General features: G+C 43.4%; 16 protein-coding genes and 1 rRNA gene. 16 read left to right on the top strand and 1 reads right to left on the bottom strand.

The window, feature by feature from the left end:
* From rrf to rsmI, 14 genes are all read left to right on the top strand, one after another.
* Positions 1 to 109 (top strand): 5S ribosomal RNA (rrf, locus tag LQ247_RS21800); the annotation flags it as partial.
* A gap of 169 nt (positions 110 to 278) precedes the next feature.
* Positions 279 to 470 carry a sigma factor G inhibitor Gin gene (locus LQ247_RS21795; RefSeq protein WP_020449787.1) on the top strand — a complete coding sequence of 64 codons (192 nt, stop codon included), beginning with the start codon at positions 279 to 281 and terminating at the stop codon, positions 468 to 470.
* Between the two features lie 212 nt (positions 471 to 682).
* Entirely contained in the window at positions 683 to 1,300 is a 618-nt protein-coding gene (locus LQ247_RS21790) for a 5-bromo-4-chloroindolyl phosphate hydrolysis family protein (RefSeq protein ID WP_023855986.1), read from the top strand.
* Between the two features lie 16 nt (positions 1,301 to 1,316).
* A complete protein-coding gene (locus LQ247_RS21785; RefSeq protein ID WP_079289489.1) occupies positions 1,317 to 2,510 on the top strand; it encodes a toxic anion resistance protein in 1,194 nt (397 codons plus the stop codon).
* A 139-nt stretch (positions 2,511 to 2,649) separates the two neighbouring features.
* Positions 2,650 to 4,092, top strand: coding sequence for an aminotransferase class I/II-fold pyridoxal phosphate-dependent enzyme (locus LQ247_RS21780; RefSeq protein ID WP_144499161.1), 1,443 nt, complete (start codon positions 2,650 to 2,652; stop codon positions 4,090 to 4,092).
* Positions 4,089 to 4,727 (top strand): dTMP kinase, encoded by a 639-nt coding sequence (gene tmk / locus LQ247_RS21775; protein ID WP_020449791.1) that lies wholly within the window; start codon positions 4,089 to 4,091, stop codon positions 4,725 to 4,727. Before LQ247_RS21780 ends, tmk begins: the two co-directional genes overlap by 4 nt.
* A gap of 74 nt (positions 4,728 to 4,801) precedes the next feature.
* Positions 4,802 to 5,131, top strand: a complete 330-nt coding sequence (locus LQ247_RS21770; protein WP_003178156.1) for a cyclic-di-AMP receptor — start codon at positions 4,802 to 4,804, stop codon at positions 5,129 to 5,131.
* 11 nt (positions 5,132 to 5,142) lie between these two features.
* Positions 5,143 to 5,583, top strand: coding sequence for a YaaR family protein (locus LQ247_RS21765; protein ID WP_020449792.1), 441 nt, complete (start codon positions 5,143 to 5,145; stop codon positions 5,581 to 5,583).
* 11 nt (positions 5,584 to 5,594) lie between these two features.
* Positions 5,595 to 6,584 carry a DNA polymerase III subunit delta' gene (holB, locus tag LQ247_RS21760; RefSeq protein ID WP_020449793.1) on the top strand — a complete coding sequence of 330 codons (990 nt, stop codon included), beginning with the start codon at positions 5,595 to 5,597 and terminating at the stop codon, positions 6,582 to 6,584.
* Between the two features lie 2 nt (positions 6,585 to 6,586).
* A complete protein-coding gene (locus tag LQ247_RS21755; protein WP_020449794.1) occupies positions 6,587 to 7,414 on the top strand; it encodes a PSP1 domain-containing protein in 828 nt (275 codons plus the stop codon).
* Between the two features lie 14 nt (positions 7,415 to 7,428).
* Complete coding sequence (yabA, locus tag LQ247_RS21750; protein ID WP_020449795.1) at positions 7,429 to 7,791, top strand: DNA replication initiation control protein YabA; 363 nt, start codon at positions 7,429 to 7,431, stop codon at positions 7,789 to 7,791.
* Positions 7,792 to 7,855: 64 nt separating this feature from the next.
* Entirely contained in the window at positions 7,856 to 8,599 is a 744-nt protein-coding gene (locus tag LQ247_RS21745; RefSeq protein ID WP_020449796.1) for a tRNA1(Val) (adenine(37)-N6)-methyltransferase, read from the top strand.
* Entirely contained in the window at positions 8,586 to 8,879 is a 294-nt protein-coding gene (locus tag LQ247_RS21740) for a GIY-YIG nuclease family protein (protein ID WP_144499162.1), read from the top strand. Before LQ247_RS21745 ends, LQ247_RS21740 begins: the two co-directional genes overlap by 14 nt.
* Positions 8,854 to 9,729: a 16S rRNA (cytidine(1402)-2'-O)-methyltransferase gene (gene rsmI / locus LQ247_RS21735; RefSeq protein ID WP_123032510.1), complete on the top strand. Its 876-nt coding sequence runs from the start codon at positions 8,854 to 8,856 to the stop codon at positions 9,727 to 9,729. Before LQ247_RS21740 ends, rsmI begins: the two co-directional genes overlap by 26 nt.
* 49 nt (positions 9,730 to 9,778) lie before the next feature.
* Here the strand turns inward: rsmI and LQ247_RS21730 are convergent, their stop codons facing one another.
* Positions 9,779 to 10,069, bottom strand: a complete 291-nt coding sequence (locus tag LQ247_RS21730; RefSeq protein WP_085959887.1) for an AbrB/MazE/SpoVT family DNA-binding domain-containing protein — start codon at positions 10,067 to 10,069, stop codon at positions 9,779 to 9,781.
* Positions 10,070 to 10,576: 507 nt separating this feature from the next.
* Between LQ247_RS21730 and metG the strand changes: the two genes are divergently transcribed.
* Both metG and LQ247_RS21720 read left to right on the top strand, forming a co-directional pair.
* A complete protein-coding gene (gene metG / locus LQ247_RS21725; RefSeq protein WP_020449799.1) occupies positions 10,577 to 12,565 on the top strand; it encodes a methionine--tRNA ligase in 1,989 nt (662 codons plus the stop codon).
* 83 nt (positions 12,566 to 12,648) lie between these two features.
* Positions 12,649 to 13,416, top strand: coding sequence for a TatD family hydrolase (locus LQ247_RS21720; RefSeq protein WP_231006591.1), 768 nt, complete (start codon positions 12,649 to 12,651; stop codon positions 13,414 to 13,416).
* The last annotated feature ends 25 nt before the right edge of the window (positions 13,417 to 13,441 follow it).

Below are 13,441 nucleotides of genomic sequence, written 5' to 3'. Positions count from 1 at the left end.
GCGATAGCGAAGAGGTCACACCCGTTCCCATGCCGAACACGGAAGTTAAGCTCTTCAGCGCCGATGGTAGTTGGGGGCTTCCCCCTGTGAGAGTAGGACGCCGCCAAGCACTTAAAAAGACCAGCTTATATAAGCTGGTCTTTTTTTGTCGGAACTTCATTGATACAAACACCTAACCTTTCCTGACTACATATACTAATCTAACCTTCAAAAACATTCTTAATTTTGTATACAAATGTTGTTCTTTGGGCATACTGAAACCCATGGAGGTGGAATGGATGAGTAAGTCTAATCATGGGGAAACGTGTATCATTTGTGAGGAAAATAAAACCGAAGGCATTCACCTTTATACGAAATTTTTATGTTCGGATTGTGAGAAAAAGATTATATCTACATCAACATCAGATCCTGAGTACTCTGACTATGTCAAAAAATTAAAGAGTCTCCGGACACCGCCATTATATTCTTAGACCGTTTTAGGTCTTTTTTTTAAGCCTTTAAGTCTGTATGGATCAAAGGTATAATGAAAGTGATGAAGACACGGTTAAGGTGTCTTTTTTGCTATACACCATGATTTTCGAGCTGAAACTTTGTTTAGCCGATATCCGTATTAGAAATTAGTATAAAGAAACGACCGATTTATCATAAAAAAAGAAATTTATATATTAGGAGTAGTGGTGTAATGAAACCGATTCTTCATTTTATGCTTCGTGCAACTGCTGCAAGTGCATTGTCCGTGCTCCTTTGGTTCACCAGCTTCTTCGCGCTTAACCAGACTTTTCTGCTGTCTTCCGCTTATGCAGCCGGAACCTGGGTTGCCGTTTATCTTGGCGGGAAATGGTACGGAACCTATTTGTTTTTAAAAGAAAACCAGCTTACACGGCGGGAATATACCTATATAAAGCAAAATCTGCGGGAAGCTAAGCTGAAAATCGCCCGGTTAAGAAAAGCCTTATTCGCAGTCAAAAACATTCAAACGATTAAACAAAATATAGAAATTCTCCGTATCGTCAGAAAAATTTACAGCATTACAAAGAACGAACCAAAGCGTTTTTACCAGGTTGAACGCTTTTATTATCAAAGCCTTGATTCAATTGTTGAACTGACGGAAAAGCATGCGTTTTTGGCGTCACAGCCAAAACGTAATGCGAAGCTTGAAGTTTCTTTAAGCGAAACACGCATGATGATCGATAAGCTTGCCAAGCAATTGGAAGACGACCTTTATGACTTGCTGAAAACAGACATTGACCACTTGGAGTTTGAACTGGACGTCGCAAAGCATTCAATGAAAAAAGGCTGACGGAGGAAAGCTGAAAATGAGCGAATATAAACCATCGTTACACAAAACTGGCGCACAGCTTAAAATTGATGATTTGCTTTCCGATCCTTTTGGACAAGGAGAAAAGTCTGTTTCCGGCATGGAGGAAGAACACCGCGGGCAGCAAGTAAATCTGGTTGATACGTTATCCGAAGAAAAACGCCGGCAGGCATTCCAACTGGCCGAACAGATCGATCCAAAACAACATGACAGCATGACTCTGTATGGAACGCAAGCTCAATCCAAACTCTTGAATTTTTCACACGAGATGCTTGAGCACGTCCAAAAAAAAGATATTGGTGAAATTGGGCAGGTCTTAAGCGACCTAATGAAAAAGCTTGAACAGGTCAGCCCTGATGAATTGAAAACTGAAAAAAGGAACTTTTTTTTCCGTTTTTTCGGAAGAGTATCCCATTCTGTTCAAGAAGTCTTATCAAGGTATCAAAAAACCGGCGCCCAAATAGACAGAATCAGCGTAAAACTTGAGCATTCCAAAAGCGCGCTGATCAATGATAATAAGATGCTCGAACGGCTGTATGAAAAAAATAAAGAATATTATGAAGCGCTGAATGTCTATATTGCAGCCGGTCAGCTGAAGCTTGAAGAATTAAAACATCAAACCATACCCGAATTAAAAGAGAAATCGAAAACAGAACATCATCATATGGCCGTTCAGGATGTAAATGATATGATTCAGTTTGCCGACCGGCTGGAAAAGCGGGTTTATGATTTAACATTGAGCAGACAAATTACACTGCAGAGCGCCCCGCAAATCCGTTTGATCCAACACACAAATCAAGTGCTGGCGGAAAAGATCCAATCATCGATTATGACAGCAATTCCCCTTTGGAAAAATCAGGTTGCTATTGCGCTTACTCTGTTGAGGCAGCGCCGAGCCGTAGAAGCTCAAAAAAAGGTGTCAGCCACAACAAACGAACTGCTCTTGAAAAATGCCGAGATGCTGAAGGCCAACACGATCGAAACTGCCAAGGAAAATGAGCGCGGCTTTATCGATATCGAAACATTGAAACAAGTGCAGGACAATCTGATCGGAACGCTTGAGGAGACGCTTAAAATTCAAGAAGAAGGCCGTTCAAAGCGCCTTCAGGCAGAAGAAGAAATAAGGGCAATGGAAGATGGTCTCAAGGCTAAGCTGCTGGACATGAAAGAAAACCAAAACCGTTTATCATAAGCAAGATAAACATTTACCAAAACGTCCGCCCTTTATGTAATCCGCCTTGAAGGGTATAATAAATGCAGAATGTCATACCGTCACCCGGGAGCACGAGGGTGACGAAGAAAATAGAGAAGATGACTAAAGGATCGGTTATATGAAGACACCTTTATATACAGCATTGGTGAACCATGCTGAAGGACATCATTATTCTTTTCACGTTCCGGGACATCACAATGGAGATGTCTTTTTTGATGAAGCGAAAACCTTTTTCGAAACGATTCTCAAAGTTGATCTAACTGAACTGACGGGTCTGGATGATTTGCATGAGCCATCAGGCGTCATCAAAGAAGCGCAGGATTTAGTTTCGCGGCTTTATGGCGCGGAAGAAAGTTTTTTTCTCGTCAATGGTTCGACCGTCGGGAATCTGGCGATGATCATGGCTGTTTGTCAGCCGGGTGACACGATACTTGTTCAGCGGAACTGCCATAAGTCTGTATTTCATGCGATTGAACTTTCAGGCGCCCATCCGGTTTTTTTGACGCCGGAAATTGATGAGGCGATGGCCGTTCCCACACATATATTGTACGAAACGGCAAAAGATGCAATTTCACAATGTCCGCACGCTAAAGGAATCGTGCTGACATATCCCAATTACTACGGACATGCTGTTGATCTAAAGCCGATCATAGAAGAGGCCCATCAACACGACATTCCCGTTCTAGTCGACGAGGCTCACGGCGCCCATTTTGTGCTGGGCCATCCATTTCCCCAGTCATCGCTGAAAGCGGGCGCCGATGTTGTCGTTCAGTCTGCGCACAAAACGCTCCCGGCGATGACAATGGGATCTTATCTGCATATTAACAGCCGCAGGATGAACAGGGACAGACTGGCATATTATCTCTCTGTACTTCAAAGCAGCAGTCCTTCTTATCCAATCATGGCATCTTTGGATATAGCTAGGGCATACGCCGAAAATATCTTGAAAACAAATCGAACAGCCGATATTGAGAAAGAGCTCCTCAACATGAGAGAAGCCTTTTCTCAAATAAACGGAGCCGAGATCGTCGAGCCGGCTGATGCCGGTATCCAGCAAGATCCGCTTAAGCTGTCTGTCAGATCAGCGTATGGCCACTCCGGTTTTGAACTGAAATCCATATTTGAAGCAAACGGCATCCATCCTGAATTGGCAGATGAAAGGCAAGTCCTGTTGATCCTGCCGCTTGAAGGAAAAAACAAGCCTGCGCCGGAACTGATCAGCACAATCAGCAAAGAAATCAGAGATACAGCTGTTCAACACAATTATCCTGCCGGAATCGGAATCCCTTCTGAAAAAGTCACAGCTTTGCCTTACCGGAAAAGCAAGTTGTCAGCCTTCAAAAAAGAATCGGTTCCTTTTACGGAAGCCGCGGGCAGAATAAGCGCGGAACCGGTCATACCGTACCCTCCGGGTATTCCGTTGATTATGGCGGGTGAGAGAATAACAAAAGAGACGATCAGCCGGCTGACGCGGCTCGTCGACCTGAATGTACACATTCAGGGCAGCAATCAGCTCAAACAAAAGCAATTAACTGTATATATAGAAGAGGAGAAATCATGAACGGATTATTTATTACTTTTGAAGGGCCTGAAGGTGCGGGGAAAACGACAATCCTTCAGGCTGCGGCAGACCAATTGACGAAAAACGGCTATTCTGTTCTCGCGACAAGAGAACCGGGCGGCATTGAAATATCTGAACGAATTCGCGAGGTTATTTTAAATCCAAGTCATACGGCTATGGATCCAAAAACCGAAGCCTTATTATATGCAGCCGCAAGAAGGCAGCACCTTGTCGAAAAAGTAAAACCGGCGCTTGAAAAAGGAAAAATCGTCTTATGCGACCGGTTCATCGACAGTTCACTTGCTTATCAGGGGTATGCCAGGGGACTCGGCATTGATGAAGTATTTTCTGTTAATCAATTTGCGATCGGCAATATGATGCCTAATATGACGATTTATTTCGACATCGACCCGGAAGAGGGAATGAAGCGGATCAATATAAATCATGCCAGAGAGAAGAACCGGCTTGATCTGGAAAAACTCCATTTTCATCAGCTTGTTCAAAAAGGCTATAAAGAAGTTATGAACCGGTTTCCCGGCCGATTTCGGATCGTGGATGCCAGTCAGAATGTTGAACATGTGTTAAAAAGGGTAAATAACATCATTAAGGAAGCATTAAAAGAAAATCAGTTGTGACCTGTTTACCATTCATTGTTATAATGGTAGCAAGAGTATCCTTAAGTGTTTCCATCCAAAAGGGGGCTTTTCATATGAAGTTAATTATCGCTGTTGTTCAAGACCAAGACAGCAATAGGCTTTTAAAGGCTTTAACCGATCACAATTTTCGCGTGACTAAACTGGCGTCAACCGGCGGCTTTTTGAAATCGGGAAACACAACCTTCATGTTGGGTGTAGATGATATTCGAGTAGACAAAGCTTTAAGCTTGATAAAAGAAAACGGAAGCAAGCGCGATCAGCTGATTGCCCCTGTTTCTCCAATGGGCGGAAATGCCGATTCATATGTTCCTTATCCCGTTGAAGTTGAAGTGGGCGGAGCAACCGTTTTTGTACTGCCGATCGAGCAATTCCATCAATTTTAAGGGTTGAGGATATGAAAATAAGTCAAGAACTGCGTACAATGATAGAGAAACAGCAGACTCCGCCTGCAAGAGGAGAAAACGTTTCTGCTTCATTTAAAGAGAAGATGAATATACAAAGCGGCAAGCTACGAGTTGAACAGCTGACAATGCTTTTAACAGATATTGAAGCGTTCGGAAAACGCTTATCAAAGTCGAGGAACTTCAAGGATTTGGCCAGATTCAAAGGCTTGATCAAACGATTTGTAAAAGAGACCGTTGAAAACGGGCTGACGGTGGAGAATTCAAGAAGCTTCGATCTGTACGGAAACAGCCGGACATTGAGCATTGTAAAAGAACTGGACGAAAAGCTTGTGCAATTAACAGAGGACCTGATGGACCAAGAAAAATCTTCTATCGAACTTTTAGAACAGATTGGCGAAATCAAGGGTTTACTGATAAACCTTTACACATAGAGAGTGATGGTATGGCTACAACCTGGACAGAAATGCAGAAGCTTCAGCCACGGGTCATGAAGCTTTTGCAAAATAGTATAGAAAGAAACCGGCTTGCCCATGCCTATTTATTTGAAGGGCGCAAAGGGACGGGCAAATTAGACGCGGCAACCCTTCTGGCAAAAAGCTTTTTTTGCCTTGAAGACGGGGCGGAGCCATGTGAGTCGTGCCGGAACTGCCAGCGGATTGAATCAGGAAACCATCCGGACGTTCACGTCGTGCATCCGGACGGACTTTCGATTAAAAAGGGACAAATTCAGGCGCTTCAGGAAGAGTTTTCAAAGACCGGTTTGGAATCGCATAAAAAGCTGTACATTATCTCCCATGCCGATCAAATGACGGTCAATGCGGCGAACAGCCTTCTGAAGTTTTTAGAGGAGCCGAGCAGCGATACAATCGCTGTTCTTTTAACGGAACAGCCGCAAAAATTGCTCGATACGATCATATCGAGATGCCAAGTTTTATCCTTTCAGTCGTTGCAGCCCGAATCAATTGAAAAGGAACTGATCAAACAAGAGGTCTCACCGAATATTGCTGCCCTTTTGTCGAATATGACAAACAATTTATCGGAAGCGCTCGAATTGAGTCGAAATGATCAGTTTGCAGAGTCGCGAGCGAAAGTGATAAAATTGTATGAAGTCTTACACCAGCGAAAAGGACATGCTTTTTTCTATATTCAAGATCAGTGGATGCCCTTTTTCAAGGAGAAAGACCACCAAGAAATGGGTCTTGATATGCTTTTATTTATATATCGCGACGTGTTGTCCATTCAGTTGGGACATGAAGATAAAATACTATTTCAGGACTTATTCCAATCATTAAAACAGCATGCGCTGCAAACAACACAACAAAGAGTGACAAACCAGATACTTGCTGTTTTAGAAGCAAAAAAACGGCTTTATTCCAATGTGAATGCTCAAGGATTAATGGAGCACTTGGTTTTAATGCTGCAGGAGGGATAAGCTTGTACAACGTTATTGGTGTCCGTTTTAAAAAAGCGGGCAAAATATATTATTTCGATCCGAACGGATTTCAGATAGATAAAGACAGCTGTGTGATCGTCGAAACGGTTCGCGGTGTTGAATACGGGCAGGTTGTCATCGCCAACAAGAAAGTAGACGAGAACGATGTCGTGCTGCCTTTAAGAAAAGTGATCAGAGTTGCGGATGAGCGCGACCGCCTGATCGTTGAAGAGAATCAAGAAGCTGCGCTGTCCGCCTTTGATGTCTGCCAGAAAAAGGTTAACGAGCACGGCCTTGAGATGAAGCTGGTCGATGTGGAATTCACTTTTGACCGCAACAAAGTCATTTTTTATTTTACGGCTGACGGAAGAGTCGATTTTAGAGAACTCGTCAAAGATTTGGCGTCAATCTTTAAAACGAGAATCGAACTGAGGCAAATCGGCGTCAGGGATGAAGCGAAGATGCTGGGCGGCATCGGACCGTGCGGAAGAATGCTTTGCTGTTCCACATTTTTAGGTGATTTTGAGCCCGTGTCTATTAAAATGGCAAAGGATCAAAATCTGTCGCTGAATCCGACGAAGATTTCCGGACTATGCGGACGGCTGATGTGCTGTCTGAAATATGAAAACGATGAATACGAAACAGCAAAAGAACAGCTTCCGGATATTGGGGAAGTGATCGCCACGTCCAACGGCCCGGCAAAAGTCGTCGGCTTGAATATTCTTGAACGCATTCTCCAAGTTGAACTGACAGACTGTGACAAAGTCGTTGAATATACGTGGGATGAGCTGTTGCAAGAAGGTGTCGTATCTGCACAAACCACAGATTAACGAGGTGTGAAACCTTGGATAAAAAAGAATTGTTTGATACAGTGATAAGTTTAGAAGAACAAATCGGGTCCCTTTACCGCCAGCTTGGAGATCTCAAGCAGCATATCGGGGAAATGATTGAAGAAAACAATCATTTACAGCTTGAAAACGAGCATTTGCGCAAGAGGCTGGAAGAAACGGATCAAAGGCTAAAAAACGCAAAATCCGATGAAAAAGAGATAAAAGCAGAAAAGACAGGGCATGCTGATATTGGAGAAGGCCATGATAATTTGGCGCGCCTGTATCAGGAGGGCTTCCATATTTGCAACATCCATTACGGAAGTGTTCGCAAAGAAGGAGACTGCCTGTTCTGCCTCTCGTTCTTAAATAAAAAATAAGAAAGGCTTCCGGCGGAACGGAAGCCTTTTTAACGGTACAATGTGTTTAGGAAAGGGAAAAGACATGATTCAATTAAAAGACGATGAACGACTGGATTATTTACTTGCAGAAGATATGAAAATCGTGCAAAGCCCGACAGTTTTTGCGTTTTCCTTAGACGCCGTTCTGCTGTCGAAATTTGCATATGTTCCGATACAAAAAGGAAACATCATTGATCTGTGCACAGGGAACGGGATTGTTCCGCTGCTTCTCAGCACCCGCACAAAAGCCGCCATCACCGGGGTGGAAATTCAGGAAAGGCTGTATGACATGGCTCTCCGCAGCGTGGAATACAACAACCTACAAAAACAGATTCATCTCATCAGGGACGACTTGAACAATATGCCGCAGGTGCTCGGATATAATAAAGCTGATGTCGTCACATGCAATCCTCCTTATTTCAAGACGCCGCAAAAAACGGAGCAAAACTTAAATGAACATCTGGCCATTGCCAGACATGAAATTTACTGCACGCTTGAAGACGTCGTTCGCGTCAGCAGCAAGCTGTTAAAGCAGGGCGGCAAACTCGCTCTCGTTCACCGGCCGGGGAGGCTGCTCGAAATCTTTGAATTGATGAAGGCCTTCCAAATCGAGCCGAAGCGCGTCCAGTTTGTTTACCCGAAAAAAAGTAAAGAGGCCAACACCATTTTAGTGGAAGGAATAAAAGACGGCCGGCCTGACCTGAAAATTCTGCCTCCTTTATTCGTATATGATGAACAAGATCAATATACACCTGAAATAAGGAAGATTTTATATGGAGACGAGTAGCCATTATTTTTACGTGCTTTCGTGCCGGGACGGTAGCTTGTACGCCGGCTATACAAACAATATCGAGAAGCGCCTGAAAACCCATAATGACGGGAAAGGCGCGAAGTATACGAGGGCAAGGCTGCCGGTAAAACTCCATTATGCAGAGCGCTTTTCAACAAAGCGAGAGGCGATGCAGGCCGAATACTTTTTTAAAAAATTATCGAGAAAGAACAAAGAACGTTATATAGAAGAAAAAAGACGGGAGGGTGTTGATTATCAACCGGCAAAAGAGCTTTGACCAAAAATCAGACATGGGCATGTTATATCTCGTTCCGACACCCATCGGCAATTTGGAGGATATGACATTTCGAGCGGTTTCTGTGTTGAAAGAGGCGGACATTATCGCTGCGGAGGATACGAGGCAGACGAAGAAATTGTGCCATGTATACGAAATCGAGACACAGCTTGTCAGCTACCATGAACACAATAAAGAAAGCAGCGGACACAAAATTTTGGAATGGCTGAAAGAAGGTAAAAATGTCGCGCTGGTCAGTGACGCCGGAATGCCGACAATATCTGACCCCGGGGCTGAAATCGTCCGCGATTTTATCGAAATGGGCGGCTATGTCGTGCCTTTGCCCGGTGCAAATGCCGCTTTGACCGCACTGATAGCCTCAGGCATTGCGCCGCAGCCGTTTTTCTTTTTCGGTTTTTTGGACCGTAACAAACGGGAAAGGAAAAAACAGCTCGAGGCTTTGAAAAACAGACAGGAGACGATGATTTTTTACGAGTCCCCGCATCGGCTGAAAGAAACCTTGTCAGCCATCAGAGAGGTATTCGGCAACCGGCAAATCGCATTGACAAGGGAACTCACGAAAAAATTTGAAGAGTTTATCAGAGGTTCGATCGAAGAAGCACTCACATGGGCTGAACAGGAACAGGTGCGCGGAGAGTTTTGCCTTGTGATCGAGGGAAGCCGTGAAGAAACGATCGAAGAATCGTTCTGGTGGGAGAACCTTTCAGAAAAAGAACATGTCGAGCATTATATCAGCGAAGGATATCATTCAAAAGAAGCCATTAAAAAAACCGCGGTAGACCGCGGCGTTCCGAAACGGAAGATTTATGACGCTTATCATATTCAAAACTAAAAAAACCGCCCTTGCTTCGGCAAGAGCGGTTTTTGTATAATCAAAATAATTATTTTTGAGATTGAAGTTGTGCTTGAATTTCGTTAATGATTTGCTCAGCGCCTTCAGGGCTAAGAACCAATTTACCGCCTGCAAGTTTAAGGTTGTCATCAGAAACTTCACCTGTAACTTGGCAAGTCATGTTTGGTTTATATTTTTTCAAGATGATTTTTTCGTCATCTACATAGATTTCAAGAGCGTCTTTTTCCGCGATTCCAAGCGTACGGCGAAGTTCGATCGGAATCACCACGCGTCCTAGCTCATCAACTTTACGTACAATACCTGTAGATTTCATATTCATTCTCCTCCCGAAAGATTGTTATTTTTATAGGTGTTTATTATCTTCGTCATTATTCGACAAAATCCTTACAGTCCTAGCATAACAAGGTTTCCAATAAACGTCAATCATTTTCTTTTCTATTGTTTGTAAAAATTAGATCATATAGTCAAAAGACCTTGGAAGAACTGATGTAACAAGGGAAATGAAGATGATAAAACAGTAGGATCAATCAAAAAAAAGCCCTTAAATCAAGACTTTCGAACTAAGGTTTTTCCTCATATCGATTATATACGACATTATTCGACAATGAAAGCATTTTTTTGTCGAAGTATAATATTTCTTTCTGTTAAAAAATTTGTAATCGACCGTATTCATGATGGATCGACAATGTATATTTTCTTGAACTTGAAGGCTAAGATGGTATCATATAAAGAGGGATTATATATTGAGTATATACTGAATGAATACACATGCCGCTCTCGTCCTTTGGGCGGGAGTTTTTTGACATTTTAATTGGGAGGTTCCATCATGCCGCAAGAAAAAAATACGTTTTACATCACTACACCCATTTATTACCCAAGTGGAAAGCTACATATTGGACATGCCTACACAACCGTTGCCGGTGATGCGATGGCTCGGTATAAAAGACTGAGAGGCTTTGATGTCAGGTACTTAACAGGTACAGATGAGCACGGACAAAAAATCCAGCAAACGGCGGAGAAGGAAAATATTACTCCGCAGGAATTGGTCGATCGTGCGGCAGAAGACATTCAGCAGCTTTGGAAAAAGCTCGACATATCCAATGACGATTTCATACGGACGACAGAGGAACGTCATAAAAACGTGATCGAAAAGGTTTTTCAGAAGCTGCTTGACAATGGTGATATATATCTTGATGAATATGAAGGCTGGTACAGCATACCTGACGAAACGTTTTACACCGAAACCCAGCTCGTTGATGTTGAGCGAAACGAAAAAGGCGAGGTAATCGGAGGAAAAAGTCCTGACAGCGGCCATCCCGTTGAGTTAATCAAAGAGGAATCTTACTTCTTCCGCATGGGAAAATATGCGGACCGGCTGCTCGCTTTCTATGAAGAAAATCCTGAATTCATTCAGCCTGAATCCCGCAAAAATGAAATGATCAACAACTTTATCAAACCGGGTCTTGAGGATTTGGCTGTCTCCCGGACGACGTTCGACTGGGGAATAAAAGTGCCCGGCAACCCGAAGCATGTCATCTATGTTTGGATAGACGCGCTGTTTAATTACATTACGGCACTTGGCTTTAATACGGCAAACGATGAAAATTATCAAAAATATTGGCCTGCAGACGTTCATCTTGTCGGTAAAGAGATCGTCCGTTTCCATACCATTTACTGGCCGATTATGCTAATGGCATTGGACCTTCCGCTGCCGAAAAAAGTTTTTGCCCACGGATGGCTGCTGATGAAGGACGGAAAAATGTCTAAATCAAAAGGAAATGTGGTCGATCCAGTCACATTAATCGACAAATACGGACTTGATGCATTGCGTTACTATCTTCTTCGCGAAGTGCCGTTCGGTTCTGACGGCGTATTTACACCGGAAGGATTTGTCGAGCGGATTAACTATGATTTAGCGAATGATTTAGGCAACCTGTTAAACAGAACGGTCGCCATGGTCAACAAATACTTTGACGGCCGGGTTCAGTCATACGAAGGCCCGGTTACCGCTTTTGACGAACAGTTGTCATCATTCTCACAAAAGACAATTGAAGCGTACGAACAGGCGATCGAAAATATGGAGTTTTCTGTAGCGCTTTCTTCATTGTGGCAGTTTGTCAGCAGAACGAATAAATACATTGACGAGACAGCCCCATGGGTACTGGCAAAAGATAAGGACAAAGAAAAAGATCTTCAATCGGTCATGTACCATTTGGCAGAGTCGTTGCGCATCACTGCTGTATTGCTGCAGCCGTTCTTAACGCAGACGCCTGAAAAGATTTTTGCACAGCTCGGTGTTACGGATGCGTCATTGAAAACCTGGGACAGCATTAAAAGCTTCGGCCAGCTGAAATCGGTCAAAGTACAAAAAGGAGAACCGTTGTTCCCGCGTCTTGAAGCGGAAGATGAAGTCGCTTATATCAAATCAAAAATGCAGGGAACGGCTCCAAAAGAAGAACCGAAACAAGAGGAAAAAGCAACTGAAAGGCTTCCGGAAATCACGATAGACGATTTTATGAGCACGGAGCTGAGAGTGGCTGAAGTCATCCATGCCGAACCCGTCAAAAAAGCGGACCGTCTGTTAAAGCTTCAGCTTGATTTGGGCTTTGAAAAACGCCAGGTCGTTTCAGGAATTGCCAAGCACTACAAACCTGAAGAGCTTGTCGGCCGGAAAGTCATTTGTGTAACAAACTTAAAACCGGTCAAACTAAGAGGAGAACTTTCTCAAGGCATGATATTGGCTGGAGAAGACAACGGCGTTCTGTCGCTTGCAGCGGTAGACAGTTCATTATCAAACGGAACGCGAATCAAATAAATGTTGGCAAAGGGTGTTCCACGTGTAACATTTCGTCGAACACCTTTTGTTTTTCGACAATATCTAAAAAAGGTGGCATTTTGATGTTATTTGATACACATGCACATTTAAATGCCGAGCAATTTAATGAGGATTTGGAAGAAGTCATTGCTCGGGCAAAGGAAGAAAAAGTGGAGCACATTGTTGTTGTGGGATTCGATCGTCCGACGATTAAGCGCGCAATGGAATTGATTGAAGCATACGATTTTATTTATGCTGCCATCGGGTGGCATCCGGTTGATGCAATTGATATGACCGATGAAGATTTGGCTTGGATCAAAGACCTCTCTGCCCATGAAAAAGTTGTGGCGATCGGTGAAATGGGACTTGATTATCATTGGGATAAGTCGCCGAAGGACGTTCAAAAAGAGGTGTTCAGAAAACAGATTGCTTTGGCAAAAGAAGTCGGCTTGCCAATCGTGATTCACAACCGTGATGCAACAGAGGATGTCGTTTCTATTTTGCGGGAAGAAGGGGCCGAGGAAGTCGGCGGGATCATGCACTGTTATACCGGAAGCGCCGAAATTGCACAAGAGTGCATAAATATGAATTTCTACCTATCTTTCGGCGGTCCCGTCACATTTAAAAATGCCAAAAAGCCGAAGGAAGTGGTCAAACAAATACCAAATGACCGACTTTTAATTGAGACGGACTGCCCGTATTTAACGCCGCATCCATACAGAGGAAAGCGGAATGAACCAAGCTATGTGAAGCTTGTCGCCGAACAGATTGCTGAATTGAAAGGGATGACTTATGAAGAAGTAGCGGCCATCACCACAGAAAATGCAAAAAAACTTTTCGGCATCAGCTGACACGATTTGATATCGAGCCTTGTTC

This window comes from Bacillus sp. BS3(2021), assembly GCF_021043345.1.
Lineage (GTDB): Bacteria > Bacillota > Bacilli > Bacillales > Bacillaceae > Bacillus > Bacillus paralicheniformis.
Note: the sequence above shows the minus strand (reverse complement) of the source record. Positions and strands in the feature narration are given on the sequence as shown.

Coding starts and splice junctions, on each gene's coding strand:
- LQ247_RS21795 (WP_020449787.1), top strand. CDS start 279: ATGAGTAAGTCTAATCATGGGGAAACGTGTATCATTTGTGAGGAAAAT.
- LQ247_RS21790 (WP_023855986.1), top strand. CDS start 683: ATGAAACCGATTCTTCATTTTATGCTTCGTGCAACTGCTGCAAGTGCA.
- LQ247_RS21785 (WP_079289489.1), top strand. CDS start 1,317: ATGAGCGAATATAAACCATCGTTACACAAAACTGGCGCACAGCTTAAA.
- LQ247_RS21780 (WP_144499161.1), top strand. CDS start 2,650: ATGAAGACACCTTTATATACAGCATTGGTGAACCATGCTGAAGGACAT.
- tmk (WP_020449791.1), top strand. CDS start 4,089: ATGAACGGATTATTTATTACTTTTGAAGGGCCTGAAGGTGCGGGGAAA.
- LQ247_RS21770 (WP_003178156.1), top strand. CDS start 4,802: ATGAAGTTAATTATCGCTGTTGTTCAAGACCAAGACAGCAATAGGCTT.
- LQ247_RS21765 (WP_020449792.1), top strand. CDS start 5,143: ATGAAAATAAGTCAAGAACTGCGTACAATGATAGAGAAACAGCAGACT.
- holB (WP_020449793.1), top strand. CDS start 5,595: ATGGCTACAACCTGGACAGAAATGCAGAAGCTTCAGCCACGGGTCATG.
- LQ247_RS21745 (WP_020449796.1), top strand. CDS start 7,856: ATGATTCAATTAAAAGACGATGAACGACTGGATTATTTACTTGCAGAA.
- LQ247_RS21740 (WP_144499162.1), top strand. CDS start 8,586: ATGGAGACGAGTAGCCATTATTTTTACGTGCTTTCGTGCCGGGACGGT.
- LQ247_RS21730 (WP_085959887.1), bottom strand. CDS start 10,069: ATGAATATGAAATCTACAGGTATTGTACGTAAAGTTGATGAGCTAGGA.
- metG (WP_020449799.1), top strand. CDS start 10,577: ATGCCGCAAGAAAAAAATACGTTTTACATCACTACACCCATTTATTAC.
- LQ247_RS21720 (WP_231006591.1), top strand. CDS start 12,649: ATGTTATTTGATACACATGCACATTTAAATGCCGAGCAATTTAATGAG.